Below are 13462 nucleotides of genomic sequence, written 5' to 3'. Positions count from 1 at the left end.
AACGGGTAGGCGATGTCTACGACGGGCTACGCCTATGCACCACGTTTCAGGTTATTGTAAGAATAATCGCTCTATCTTCTCTAAATTCACCCATCTGATTTTTCTAGAATCTGTAACAATTCCTTTCTTGTTTCTTTAGCGAGTTGAACGCTAGTTATAGTAGCCAGTGCACCGCCTCCGGCTGTGAGGCTGGCTTCGGATACTTTGTTGAAATACAGCAAACCTACACCGCCTAATGTCATCATGGCAGAAGCGGCGGTGACACTCAAAGCTAAATTGAAGGTTAACTTTGCTTGTCTTAATAGTTCTTGCATAATTTCTGCTTCTGAATTTTGATGATTATGATTTTGCATTTTTAGGCTCCTGAATATTTCTTTCTAGAATTTGTATATGGGTATCCTAATCAAGAAAATTTAGGAGTTCCAGGGCAAATAGATTGAATTAATCTTAATTATCTGCCCTCCAATTTAGGGCAATTAGAGTTACTTGCAAAACCTATCTGCCCTAGACAGCAAAATTCAAAATTGTTTATAGTTTTATTAGTTTTATTTCTATACGCCTTATGTGAATTAAAATGCCCTACCGATAGCAAGGGTTTCAGGCTGTAGTTTAGCCAAGATGTTTAGCTATGTTGACGTATTTACGCCTTTCCAGACTCCAACTCACATAAGCCGTTCTATTTAAAAATCTATGATTCTTGATTCCGATAAAGTAAAGGCTAGCGAAGCGGGGAAAACTCGGCTCAGAGAAGCCATGAAACAAGCAAAATTGACTCAAGAAGAACTAGGACAAAGAGCTAAAGTAAGTGTTGATACTATCAAACGTTTGCTTGGCACTAAACCTGCTCCTAATGGAGTCGAAAGATGGGCTGTGAAGAATATTGCTCAACTTTTAAACATTAACCCATTAGATATAGTTCACCATCAAGATTGGAATCAACATCTGCAATCACCACAAGAGTTTGAACCGCTAATTAAAGAAAAGACTCGCTCATTTTGTGGACGCGGATTTGTATTTACAGCGTTTGCAGATTTTCTCAAAAAATATCCCAAGGGTTATTTTACCGTGATTGGTGATGCGGGGATGGGGAAAAGTGCTATAGCAGCAAAGTATGTTTATGAAAATAAAGCAATTTGTTACTTTAATGTTTTGCAAGAAAGAAACAATAGACCAGAATTATTTCTGAAAAGTATTCGTCAACAGCTAACTAATCGCTACCAGTTAGAAAATACTGAAAATGATGAATTATCAGCTTTATTAATTAAAGCGAGTGCCAAAATTTCTGATGGTGAAAACTTGGTGATTGTGGTTGATGCGTTGGATGAAGTAGAACAAGAACCAGGGGCAGAAAATATTTTATATTTGCCTAAGATTCTGCCAGATAAAGTTTATTTTTTGCTGACGAGGCGACGTTATGAACCTAATAAAAAGCGTTTATATATTGAGGGTGTTGCACACCAAGAGTTAGATTTAACTGCAAGTCAGTATAATAAATTAAGTCGTGATGATATTCAAGCATATATCACCTTTATTCTGAACAATATACCTGAGTATAAAGATGGCTTGAGAAATTGGATTCGAAAGAAAAATATTGCTGATGAAACTTTTATTGAGCAGGTAGCAACTAAGAGCGAAAATAATTTCATGTACCTGCGCTATGTCTTGCCAGTAATTGCTAAAGGTGACTATAATGACCTGAGTTTAACGCAATTACCCGATGGTCTTCAGGACTATTATCAAGTCCATTGGGGACGGATGGGAATGGATGCAAAGCCCCAAGAAGTAAAAGTATTTATCCTGTTTATTTTAGTTGAGATTGGCACACCAATTACCTGGAAGATGATAGCAGATATTGCCAAACAGGATGAAGATGATGTGCAATCAATTTTAGATGAGTGGGTTGAGTATTTGAAGCAGCAGGATATAAAAGGAGAAATTTGCCATAGCATCTATCACGCTAGTTTTTTAGACTTTTTGAAAGCAAAACGGGTTTTGGATTCAAAACGGAAGCTATTTGAAGAGGTTAATCAACGCATTGCAGACTACCTTATGGGGAAGATGGCGTGAAATGGGAGAATTTGCTGACAAGTTAGCGGCACAAAGTCCTGCATTTCAACGTGCTTACTTGGGTAGTTTAGCGCCAAGCTTAGTGAAGTCGGTAAAATTAGAACAGTATTACGAAACTCTGACTGATTTTGATTTCATTACTGCCAAGATTAACCATCCTGAGTTTGGGGTACAGCCGCTAATTGAAGACTATGATTTGATTGATCATGCAGAGACATTAAATTACCCAGAATACAACTCTGAAAAAGTCAAAAGTCTCAAATTGATTCAAGGGGCATTAAGACTGTCAGCACATATTTTAGTAACAGATAAACAACAATTAGCGAGTCAATTGCACGGAAGGTTACTAAATCAGCAAATGCCAGAGGAAATTCAGGCATTATTGGCACAAATAAAGCAAGAGAAAACTACCCCTTGGCTGTGTCCCTTAACCCCTAGTTTAACTCCACCAGGAGGACGCTTACTCCGCACCCTCAAAGGTCATAGTTCCTATGTAAATGCCGTCGCCGTCACCCCCAATGGGCAACAGGTGATTTCTGCCTCCGATGACAAGACCCTGAAAGTCTGGAATCTGGCAACAGGGGAGGAACAATTCACCCTCAATGGTCATAGTCACTCGGTAAATGCCGTCGCCGTCACCCCCAATGGGCAACAGGTGATTTCTGCCTCCGATGACAAGACCCTGAAAGTCTGGAATCTGGCAACAGGGGAGGAACAATTCACCCTCAATGGTCATAGTTCCTATGTAAATGCCGTCGCCGTCACCCCCAATGGGCAACAGGTGATTTCTGCCTCCGATGACAAGACCCTGAAAGTCTGGAATCTGGCAACAGGCAAAGAAGGATTTTTTACTTTTATTAGGAATCTGATCACCAGAAGAAAAATATTCACCCTCAAAGGTCATAGTGACTGGGTAAAAGCCGTCGCCGTCACCCCCAATGGGCAACAGGTGATTTCTGCCTCTTATGACAACACCCTGAAAGTCTGGAATCTGGCAACAGGGGAGGAACAATTCACCCTCAATGGTCATAGTCACTGGGTAAATGCCGTCGCCGTCACCCCTAATGGGCAACAGGTGATTTCTGCCTCAATTGACAACACCCTGAAAGTCTGGAATCTGGCAACAGGGGAGGAACAATTCACCCTTAATGGTCATAGTTCCTATGTAAATGCCGTCGCCGTCACCCCCAATGGGCAACAGGTGATTTCTGCCTCTTATGACAACACCCTGAAAGTCTGGAATCTGGCAACAGGGGAGGTCATTGCCACCTTCGCAGGGGAAGGTTCCATTGATTGCTGTGCAGTTGCACCCGATTGCATGACAATTGTGGCAGGAGATTCTTCAGGTAGGGTGCATTTTTTGCGCCTTGAAGGGATGAGAGAGGAATCAAGGGAGAGTAATTTTATCTGCCAAGGATTTCATTGACGGTAATATTCACATCCGGGAAAGCTTTAATTGATAAAGTTTGACTGCTAGCGAACTTTTGCATAAGCTGATATCTTGCGGCTGTTGGTTGTTGATAAACTTCGACAATTTGCTCGTTAATATCTACTAACCAGACTTCAATAGTTACCTCTAGTGTTGCCTCATTTTTTAATGATTCTCCAAAATTATGAACTCACCACCCAAACCAACCACTGCAATCAATTCCAGAGGACATCCAAGGGAGTTTGAGCAAATCATTCAAGAAAAAAGCCAAAACTTTGTCGGTCGTGAATTTGTCTTCACGGCTATTAACAACTTTCTCCACCGCCATAACCACGGTTACTTCACTATCATTGGCGCACCCGGTAGCGGTAAAAGTGCCATTCTCGCCAAATATGTGACAAACAATCCTCAAGTTATTTATTACAATGCCGAACTTGAGGGTAAAAATCGTGCTGACGAATTTCTCATAAATATCTGCACGCAACTCATTAATCAATACTCGCTTAATTACACCTCTCTCCCTGATAACGTCACAGAGGGAAGTTGGTTTTTCTCTAGTCTTCTCCAGCAAATCAGCGATGAGTTAGAACCTCATCAAAAACTGATAATTGCCATTGATGGGTTGAATTGCATTGACCGCAATAGTCAACCACCTAGTACAAATCTGTTTTATCTCCCCCGCTATCTCCCGGATAAGGTCTATTTCCTCCTCACTCGCAGACCTTTCTTGCGGGAGAAGTCGGGTTTATTAATTGAAACGCCGTCGCAAAGTCTGGATTTGGCAGATTATCCAAAAGAAAGTCGGCGGGATATTCAAGCATATATTCAAAATTGCCTAACTCCTCAAGAGATCCCCCCAACCCCCCTTGAGAAGGGGGGCAATATTTCGCCCTTGTTAATGGGGGTTAGGGGGAATCTTAAATCTTGGCTGAGTAATCACCAGATTAATGAGGAAGAATTTAGCGATCGCCTCACCAGTTTGAGCGAAAATAATTTTATGTATGTTAGCCAGATCATAGGTGCGATGGCAGACAATTTCTACCCAGAATCTTTCGAGTCCAATCAACTCCCACCTGGTTTAGAAACATATTATCAGCAGCATTTACACAAAATGTTTCCATCCGAAGAAGGGACGGAATATAGCACAGATGTGTTAAATGTCTTAATACAGCAAGAACAAGCAATATCTGTAGATGCTATAGCTAATATAATCAATACAGATGAATACGAAGTTGAAGAAGTTCTAGAAAGTTGGCTTGAATTCTTACACCAAGAACAAATTGATGGAGCAATCCATTATAGTCTCTATCATTCCAGCTTCCGTCACTGGTTAGGTACACAAAAAATACAATCTGATTATTGACTATTGATTAATTCCTGCAATTCTTCCCTTACAGATAATGGCTGATACCCCAATGCAAATGCTTTGGAACTATCCAAAGAAACATCTGCTGGTCTAGGTGCTGCCATTTTCACATCTTGTTGTCGGCAGGATTTAAGACCAGTGCTAGGAAGTTGAAATACTTCCAATAATATCTGTCCAAAATCATAACGCGAAATCCGCTCTTTTCCACCTAAGTGAATGATACCGTTAACTTTTTCTAATGCTAATAAAAGTCCTTTAGCGGCAGTTGTTCCACTCACTGGTGTGCGAAATTCATCTATAAATAAACTTAATTCTTCTTCTGCTTGTAAAGTTTGAATGAATGGCTGAATAAAGCTTTTTGCTGTAGGTGTTTCTGCACCAAACATTAACGGCATTCGACACACTGCGGTCATGGGATACCTTTCTAGCATATCTGCTTCAGCTATAGCTTTTTGCTCACCGTAAAGATTGACAGGACACACGGCATCTATTTCTTGATAGGGAGCATTTAAGCCATCAAAAACTAAGTCAGTTGAGGTAAAAGCACAAGGAATAGAATTATCCGCGCAAAGTCCGGCAATATTGCAGGATGCGATGACGTTAATTGCGTGCGATTCTTTGGGGTTTGTTTGACAAAAATTTGGTTGCGAATGTGCAGCAGTATGAATAACTGCTTCTGGTTTGACATCATTAAATATGCGTTTCAATTCCTGAAAATTTGTTAAGTTCGCTTTTAATGTTTTAATGCCAGGAATCTCTAAAGGATGGGATAAATAAGTGCCATAAATCTCCCATTCTGGTTTTGCAAGCTGGCAAAGATGCCATCCTAAAAAACCACTTGCCCCGGTGATTAACAATTTTTTCATGTCTAACCGTAAACCGCTCAAGAAAAAATCTTGCTAAAGCAGGCTTATATTCTACACTGAGTGGTAGTGATAAAATACTATTGCACTAATTCCTGAAACTGCTTTTCACTACGCACTTTGCTAAAGTCTGGGTCAGTTTTTGCTAATTTCTTGTATTTATCAGGAACAAGCTTGATTGCTTTGTCTAGGTTTTCAATTGCTAATTCTAGATTGCTTTGTAAAGCATAAGAGCAAGCTTTATTGTAATATGCTTGGTGCAAATCTTGCTTGATGGCGATCGCTCTATCATAAGATGCGATCGCATCCTTGTAGCGGTGTAGCTTTGTCAGAGCTATGCCTCGGTTAATTAAGGCTTGATATTTGTTGGGTTGGATAGCGATCGCTTTGTCGTAAGATGCGATCGCATCTTTGTAGCGCTGCAACGATGTCAAAGCTATGCCACGATTATACCAGGCTTCATATTTATCGGGTTTGATCGCGATCGCTCGATCATAGGATGCAAGAGCATCTTGGTAGCGTTGCAACGATGTTAAAGCTATGCCACGGTTAATCCAAGCTTCAGGACTCTCAACTTTGATGGCGATCGCTTTATCGTATACCTTTATTGCATCTTCATAACGTTGTCCATCTAATAAATTATTACCTTGATGAAAAAAGTCTTCTGCTTTTTGGGTAGCCTTCGCTTCTATGAAAAGCTGGGTTACATTACTTTCTTGGACAACTTGTGTAGTATTTTCTATTGATGAGTTTGCCCCACCATTACAACCAAATGCGAAGAAAGCTATCAAACCAGATGCAACGAAGCAGCGCTGAACAATCATGCTGTACCTACAAAACTTATGAGATGATGTTAAAATTCGTTCTTTTTTTGAGTATTATCAAAATACACTAGTTTTTACGCATTAATTCACTTATCTTTTCAGAAAGAGCTTTGTTGACGACGCATAGATGTTTATTAAAATCAAGCGTAGGCTAGATTATCATATTAAATCTACATAAAGCAATTACTTAGTACCTATTTCATTAAAAAAACAATTATTTGTGTTGTATATATTGTCTAAATGTCGCCTGTTGTAGACATCGCAAGTGTTTGGTAATTTTCTAAGAGTGCAATGGTATACCACCCGCCATAGGCGATCGTAATAGTTTTTCGCTAAACAATGATGTTAGTTGCTTCATTTCTCAAGAATTTATCTAAGCTAATCATCATTCAAATTACGTCTTTGCCTCTTTTTAGCAATTGAAACTATGCAACTTAAAACCGCATCAGATTAACATCTCTCGTTGGGGGGATGCCAATAACTGATTCTCAATGGTGACTATCAGCGTTATATTTGCAAAAATTATGAGAAGTCTATCAATGTAACTTATCGCTTGTAAAGTCTATAGGACTCATATTTTATTTAAAAAAAACTCCGTACAACTAAAAAAGCCTTCTTTCCTATTGGCTATTGCCTACCCACGCAAATAAGTACGTCTACGCCACGTTGCACGAACAAACATCAAAACAGATTCCTATTTAAGAAGATACTCTAAATAATACCTTCATATCTTTGTGATACCAAAATTATGTTTTCAGTACAAAGACATGAAGGCAATAAATAGATAATAATGAGGCTTTATCTTTGTAACGCCTAATTAATTCCAAACACTGACTCGACAGTTGATTTAATCGAATCTCTTGCATCCTTCAAGGTTTGGCTAATAGGATGTTTTGCTTGTAAAAAAGCGCGGGCACAATTGCGTCCCGGCATTCCCGAAATCGAACCCCCTGGATGAGTCCCAGCACCAGTCAAAAATAGATTATCAATTGGCGTTTTATAGTTGGCTATTTCTGGTAATGGACGGAAAAATATCATCTGATCTAATGTCATGTCAACATGATAATAATTCCCTTTGTACGCGCCTAATCTTTCTCCTAGTTCTGCTGGACTTTCTACACGACGGGCGATAGTTGCACTTTTGACATTTGGTGCATAGTCTGCCAACTTATCAACCACTCTATCTGCAACTTTGTTTTTCAATTCATCTGTCCAGCCAGTACCTTTTAAACCAGTGCCTTCTGCACCAGCAATTTGATAAGGGGCAAAATACTCAATCCATACAGTGTGCTTACCTGGTGGTGCTAATGTTGGATCTAAATAACTAGGCATCACCACATACATTGATGGGTCAGCATCAGGAATTTCTCCCAAAGTACATTTACTATGAGCCTGTTCTACATGAGCTACGGAATCGGCAATCAAGATAGAACCGACGAGATATTCATCTTTGTGAGCGTGGTGTGGAAAATGCAGTGGTTCATCTAAAGCCAAATCTATCTTGAGGATGGTTTCGTTGTTATTAACGATGCGGCGTTCTAATCTTTCCCATAAATCAGGATCGGCTCCATCAACATCGCTTTTATCAGTCATTTGTAAGAACAATCGCTTGGCATCAATATTAGATATAACCCCGTATTTGGCGCGATATTCTTTACCACCAGCAACCCGCACACCAACAGCTTTGCCATCATCAATTAAAACTTTTTCAACGTGCTGGTCTGTGAGAATAACGCCACCTTTACTTGTGACTAAATTCACCAAAGCTTGCACTAATGCGCCAGTTCCACCGCGAGGTCTGGCCATGCCAGGATTATGACGCATCGCCATCATAATTGCACCAATGGCAAGGGTTTTTTGCGATGGTGGCGCACCAAGTTCTGATGCTAATCTGGCTAGTGGCGCTTTCAGAAATTCTTCATCAAACCACTCGTTAAGTAAATCTTCAGCGCTGGTTAACATGGTGCGAATAAAGTCCAGCGTTTTATTTGGAGAACCAATAACTGAAAATAAATCTTTGAATTTTTTGATATCGTAGTTGCCAACAATATCTATAATTGACTTTGGCGGTGCATTAAACATCGGAATCATTGCACCGATTGCTCGTTGCCAAAAATCTACAAATTCTGCGTATTTTTTGGCATCACGTTCATTATAACGAGCAATTTCTGCACAAGTTTTTTCTAGCGACTTATGCCCTAAGAAATACTTGCCATCAGGATGAGGACAGAAAACAACTGGATCGCACTCCAAATAATGCAAGCCATATTTTTCTAGTTCTAATTCTTCAACAACCGGCCCCAAATGAATAAATTCATGGTCAATAGCGCACAAGTTAAATTTAAATCCAGGAGCCTCTTGTGGTAGACATTCTTCAGTTGTTGCTGCACCACCTGGAACAGAACGCTTTTCCAATAACAGGACGCTATAACCAGCTTTCAACAAGTAAGCCGCACAAACTAACCCATTGTGTCCAGCACCGATCAGCACAACATCATACTCTTGCATAGTTGGAATTTAGAAATAAGTAGCTTTCTAAATAGTAGAAACCTTTTATTACTTTTACATCATCCTTCGGTAACAAAAATTATCTTTAACTAAAGTCAATTCTACTAAGAAGAGGGTAAAATTGACGATGATGGTATTTGCCTCACTTGAGTTTCTACCATCAGTATTAAACTACCAATTTCTACTGTTATATCTTTAATATGAAACACCATATCTTCCCATTTAAAATATGGTATGTTCATTAATTCTTTTGCTTTCTGCATTAAAGCTGTAACTAATTCTATAGAAATTCCTCCTCCCTCAGTGCAGTTAAAACTTTCCAGCATCGCGGGTTGTGAATGTGTGCGTGGACGTGCGATCGCAGTGTAAGCCAAAGGGCGAGTATTTCCCCTCTCTTTTAACAGCACTCTTCCCTTACATTCTATTTTCCCATCACCAGGTAAAAATATCTCAATTTTTTGGGCCTCAAAACTCACAATTTTACCGTCTACATCCAAATCAAAATTTTGCATCTGGCTGCTAACAAAGTCTGATGCCAAGGTGCGGTTAATATCGGTTTCTGTAAGTATAATACGAGCTATGGTATTGACTGGTTCAGTGAGTTCTATTTGACCCAAAAGAGCGCTGAAAGGATTGATGGAAATACTATCTGTTTGCAGTTGTATTTCTTGTACGCGAATATCTTCTTGGATTACTAATCCTTGTCCTACAACCGAAACTCCATCCGCTTGTCCCTGAACTATTTTTAACAGATCGGTTTGTACATCTATTTCTATTTTTTCCGCGTCATCTAGCTTTTCAGATATTCTTCTTTCAGCTTCCTGGGATAAAAATTTTTCCTCCAACCGATGCTCATCAGGCATGAATTAGTAATCTCCTAAATGTCCTCTTACTAGTTACTGTAAAGGCTATATGCTAAGGAGCGGATCTGTATTTAGGTATATGCAAATCGGAAGATTGAGTAATCAAGTAGAAAGTATTGTTTGTCTTTTAAATTTTGCTTTTTTAGTAACAACCATTTTTACACCGCCGCTAGGGACAATTGTAATACCACGACGGACTGGATGCACTGGACGTTTATCAGTAAGGCTTAATTCAAAGCGAGATAATATTATGGCTGTTACTAATTTTAGTTTATACATAGAAAAGGCTGCACCAATGCAACCGCGATAACCTCCACCAAAGGGTAAATATTCGTAAGGTGAAAATTTTTGGTTGAGGAATCTTTCTGGACGAAACTGTTCTGGTTTTGGGTAAGTGTCTGTTCGGCGATGTGCTAAATGAATACATGGAACTAAAACTGTTTCTGATGTAAATTTATGCCCCATAATTTCCACTGGTTCTTTTACCATTCGTGGTGTGCAAATTAAAGCAATAGGATGAATTCGCAGTGTTTCTTGACAGACGGCGGTGAGATAAGGTAATTGTGTAATCGCTTCAGGATTTGTGAGATTGTCCAAGGTATTTAGTTCTTGCATTAGCCGATGTTTAACCTCTGGATGAGAGTGAATTAAATAAAATATCCAGGCTAATACACCAGATGTAGTTTCATAACCTAACAGCAATAATGAAACTAGTTGATCGCGTAATTCCTGATCTGTCATCTGTTGGCCATTTACGTCACGTGCTGACATCAGCATACTGAGAATATCTGTACACGCAGCATCATTTTGCCAACGTCTTTCAGAAATTTCTGCATAGATGAGTTTGTCAATTTGCTCTCGTCTTTTTAAGAAAATTCCCCAAGGACTCCATGCGCCTAAATCTTGTTGCAGCAAAGGAAAGAAAAACAAGCTAGAATACCAAGGTTTAGTTACGTCTTCTAATAAAGAACTCAATTGTTCTTTTAATTGTTGGTAACGCACACCATGAGTAATACCAAATACCACTTGTAAGATAATTTCTAAAGTGATATGTGACATTAATTGGTGTATACAAATATCTGTACCTGATGTCCAACTTTGTGTAAGTTCTTCAGTAATTTGGCAAATTGCTTGTCCATAAGATTTTAAATTATCGCCATGAAATGCTGGTAATAATAGCTGCCGTTGTTGTTGGTGCGATCGCGCTTCTTGAAATACAATAGAATTCTCTCCAAATAAGGGTTTAAACACATGGGTTGCTTTCTTAAAATCTAACTTGTGTGCAGGGATGGCAAAACAATCACTAATTGCTTGGGGATAGCTAAAAAATACTATTGGTGGCGACTTTAAACCCATTACCCGCATTGTGAAAATATCACCGTACTTCGCAGCATACTTTTCTAAAGTTTTTGTGGGTTGAGCAATTAATTGCAGAGTTTGCAGCAACGCTGGTGTGGTTAGACTATCAAGAGGTTTCATTATTTATTCGATAATTTTATGGTTTAGTAAGCTGCAAATAATTCAATACGCTTTAGGTAAGCCTAGTGGTCTATCGCATTAATTTTGCTAAGTTTGTAGTAAGCACTTTAGTGCTTGAATATTTGAGGACTAAAGTCCTCACTACAAGCGTATTCACCCCTCAAATTTAATGGGATAGAACACTAGATACTCCCTAAGTTAATTTTTAATTAGGGAATTATAGCATAGATTTTTAATACTTTGGGTAGATGTTTGGGAGTGAATTATCGCTAAGTGAATCATGCTGAAAAATCATCAACATGAATTTTTACAAAGATAATAATAATATTTTTTACCAAATTTTTAGAGGTATTTATAGAAAAAGCTTACTCAATTATTTTGGGATATATCCACGAAAACTATGTCTTTTGGTGATGTCAAAATGTTTTACATTGCTGTATGAACTCAGTCTTAAAACTCATTCTTTTTACAGTTGTAATATATTAAAATCCCCCATAAATCTCCTTAAAAGAGGACTATGAGGGATTATTTAAAAGCATTGAAAATCTATCTAAATATATAGATGAAAGTTGAAGATTCCCTGAACGCAACCATCAGACCCCTCAACATCAAACAGTGGTTGTCTGTAGAATGGGAGACTTCACCGGACGTTGACTCCTGACAACCATCTGGATGGGACGATCTTGGCCTGTCACTAAACCACGGCGTTTAGGTCGTACTTCACCATTGTCAACTAGTTCTAATTCGCGGGTGGAAAGGATTTTGGCGAGTGCTAGCTTCATTTCCAACTGGGCAAATGCTAGACCAATACAGCGTCTTGCACCACCCCCAAAAGGTAAATATTCATAGGGAGAAAATTGCCGTTCTAAAAAGCGTTCTGGTTTAAACTGCTTAGGTTCGGGGTATAAATCTTCTCGATGGTGAGTCAAGTAAATTGAACCAATAACACCTATACCTGGTTCAAGTTCGTAGCCACCCAAAGATAGAGGAGTTCTGACTACTCTGGCAAAGGTCAGCATCGCTACTGGGTAAATTCGCAAAGTTTCGGAACAAACAGCGTTGAGGTAGGGTAATTTAAAAATGGTGCCAGGATCTGGGTTATCACCCAAGCTATCTAGTTCTTGCAGTAACTTTTGGCGTACTGATGGTATTTTTTGAATCCAGTAAAATGCCCATGCTAAGGCTGTTGCTGTAGTTTCATGGCCTGCGACCAACAGAGTCATTAATTCATCGCGTAACTCTTCATCAGTCATTGGTTGACCTGCTTCATCCCTAGCTGCCATGAGTAAGCTGAGGATATCTGTGCGTGATGGGTCTGGTTGTTTTTGACGTTCTCGAATTTCTTCGTATATAAGTTCGTCAGCTGCCTGCTGTCGGCGCATCTGCTTTCCCCAGAAATTAATCGGGCCAAAATCCCTTTGCAAAGCTGGAAAATAAAGCAAAGCGGCACTCAACACAGAACTTCCTTTTTCCAGCATTTCAGCCAAACAATGCTGTAATTTTTCGGCGCGTGGGCCTTCATCTAGCCCAAACACAGCTTGCATAATCACTCGCAGGGTAATAGCTTGGGTAACAGACCGGATATTGAAGGGTTGCCCTATCTGGTGTTGGCTAATGACTTTTTCGGTAATATCACTAATTATTTGACTATAGCTTCGCATTCTTTCACCGTGAAAAGGTGGCAATAACAACTGCCGTTGGCGTTGGTGTTCTGCACCACTGATGGTAATCACAGAATGCTTACCAAGCAAAGATTCAAACACCAGATTTGTATCACCAGGTGCTTCTAACCCCTTGGTATCGTTTGTCAAAATCTGCTCTAGCACTTCAGGTTTACTGACAAATATCAGTGGCGGAGATTTGCTGTCTAACCTGATGGTGAACATATCCCCATATCTTTTGGCACAAGTTTCCATAAATGACATGGGGCTAGTAATCCAGCGTAGCATCTGTAAAACTGCTGGGCTTTGCGGGCCGTTTGGTAATTTCATAAAATTCTTTTGTTACTTTATGTCTTGTTCTTACTTTAACTAACTGCAACTTATAAATTTCTGTTGATTGGA

General features: G+C 39.4%; 10 protein-coding genes and 1 pseudogene. 3 read left to right on the top strand and 8 right to left on the bottom strand.

Annotated features, from left to right (window positions below; translation table 11 throughout):
- Positions 1–86: 86 nt before the first annotated feature.
- Entirely contained in the window at positions 87–353 is a 267-nt protein-coding gene (locus tag GJB62_RS17785; RefSeq protein WP_114081225.1) for a hypothetical protein, read from the bottom strand.
- A gap of 337 nt (positions 354–690) precedes the next feature.
- Between GJB62_RS17785 and GJB62_RS17780 the strand changes: the two genes are divergently transcribed.
- Positions 691–2067, top strand: coding sequence for a helix-turn-helix transcriptional regulator (locus GJB62_RS17780; protein WP_220186640.1), 1377 nt, complete (start codon positions 691–693; stop codon positions 2065–2067).
- Positions 2036–3493 (top strand): WD40 repeat domain-containing protein, encoded by a 1458-nt coding sequence (locus GJB62_RS17775; RefSeq protein WP_245245956.1) that lies wholly within the window; start codon positions 2036–2038, stop codon positions 3491–3493. Before GJB62_RS17780 ends, GJB62_RS17775 begins: the two co-directional genes overlap by 32 nt.
- Here the strand turns inward: GJB62_RS17775 and GJB62_RS17770 are convergent.
- Positions 3471–3635 (bottom strand): annotated as a pseudogene (locus tag GJB62_RS17770) (Uma2 family endonuclease); the annotation flags it as partial. The gene GJB62_RS17775 and the pseudogene GJB62_RS17770 overlap by 23 nt on opposite strands.
- 45 nt (positions 3636–3680) lie before the next feature.
- Here GJB62_RS17770 and GJB62_RS17765 point away from each other — a divergent pair.
- The gene (locus tag GJB62_RS17765) at positions 3681–4859 is read left to right on the top strand and encodes an ATP-binding protein (protein WP_114081227.1); all 1179 of its coding nucleotides are present in this window, start codon (positions 3681–3683) and stop codon (positions 4857–4859) included.
- On the opposite strand, the gene GJB62_RS17760 is transcribed toward GJB62_RS17765, so the two are convergent.
- From GJB62_RS17760 to GJB62_RS17735, 6 genes are all read right to left on the bottom strand, one after another.
- Entirely contained in the window at positions 4853–5728 is an 876-nt protein-coding gene (locus GJB62_RS17760; RefSeq protein WP_114081228.1) for an NAD(P)-dependent oxidoreductase, read from the bottom strand. The two genes, GJB62_RS17765 and GJB62_RS17760, sit on opposite strands and share 7 nt — an antisense overlap.
- A gap of 77 nt (positions 5729–5805) precedes the next feature.
- On the bottom strand, positions 5806–6549 hold the full coding sequence (locus GJB62_RS17755; protein WP_114081229.1) for a tetratricopeptide repeat protein: 744 nt from the start codon (positions 6547–6549) through the stop codon (positions 5806–5808).
- Positions 6550–7362: 813 nt separating this feature from the next.
- Positions 7363–9057 (bottom strand): beta-carotene ketolase CrtO, encoded by a 1695-nt coding sequence (crtO, locus tag GJB62_RS17750; RefSeq protein WP_114081230.1) that lies wholly within the window; start codon positions 9055–9057, stop codon positions 7363–7365.
- A 104-nt stretch (positions 9058–9161) separates the two neighbouring features.
- Positions 9162–9920 (bottom strand): DUF2993 domain-containing protein, encoded by a 759-nt coding sequence (locus tag GJB62_RS17745; RefSeq protein ID WP_114081231.1) that lies wholly within the window; start codon positions 9918–9920, stop codon positions 9162–9164.
- Between the two features lie 102 nt (positions 9921–10022).
- A complete protein-coding gene (locus GJB62_RS17740; protein WP_114081232.1) occupies positions 10023–11399 on the bottom strand; it encodes a cytochrome P450 in 1377 nt (458 codons plus the stop codon).
- A 608-nt stretch (positions 11400–12007) separates the two neighbouring features.
- A complete protein-coding gene (locus tag GJB62_RS17735) occupies positions 12008–13390 on the bottom strand; it encodes a cytochrome P450 (RefSeq protein ID WP_114081233.1) in 1383 nt (460 codons plus the stop codon).
- Between the last annotated feature and the right edge of the window lie 72 nt (positions 13391–13462).

This window comes from Nostoc sp. ATCC 53789 (assembly GCF_009873495.1).
Lineage (GTDB): Bacteria > Cyanobacteriota > Cyanobacteriia > Cyanobacteriales > Nostocaceae > Nostoc > Nostoc muscorum_A.
This window is presented reverse-complemented; position numbering and strand designations above follow the sequence as displayed.

What these genes read in the sequence shown, in the direction of transcription:
- GJB62_RS17760 (WP_114081228.1), bottom strand. Translation starts at nt 5,728, where the DNA reads ATGAAAAAATTGTTAATCACCGGGGCAAGTGGTTTTTTAGGATGGCAT.
- GJB62_RS17780 (WP_220186640.1), top strand. Translation starts at nt 691, where the DNA reads ATGATTCTTGATTCCGATAAAGTAAAGGCTAGCGAAGCGGGGAAAACT.
- GJB62_RS17755 (WP_114081229.1), bottom strand. Translation starts at nt 6,549, where the DNA reads ATGATTGTTCAGCGCTGCTTCGTTGCATCTGGTTTGATAGCTTTCTTC.
- GJB62_RS17785 (WP_114081225.1), bottom strand. Translation starts at nt 353, where the DNA reads ATGCAAAATCATAATCATCAAAATTCAGAAGCAGAAATTATGCAAGAA.
- crtO (WP_114081230.1), bottom strand. Translation starts at nt 9,057, where the DNA reads ATGCAAGAGTATGATGTTGTGCTGATCGGTGCTGGACACAATGGGTTA.
- GJB62_RS17735 (WP_114081233.1), bottom strand. Translation starts at nt 13,390, where the DNA reads ATGAAATTACCAAACGGCCCGCAAAGCCCAGCAGTTTTACAGATGCTA.
- GJB62_RS17740 (WP_114081232.1), bottom strand. Translation starts at nt 11,399, where the DNA reads ATGAAACCTCTTGATAGTCTAACCACACCAGCGTTGCTGCAAACTCTG.
- GJB62_RS17765 (WP_114081227.1), top strand. Translation starts at nt 3,681, where the DNA reads ATGAACTCACCACCCAAACCAACCACTGCAATCAATTCCAGAGGACAT.
- GJB62_RS17745 (WP_114081231.1), bottom strand. Translation starts at nt 9,920, where the DNA reads ATGCCTGATGAGCATCGGTTGGAGGAAAAATTTTTATCCCAGGAAGCT.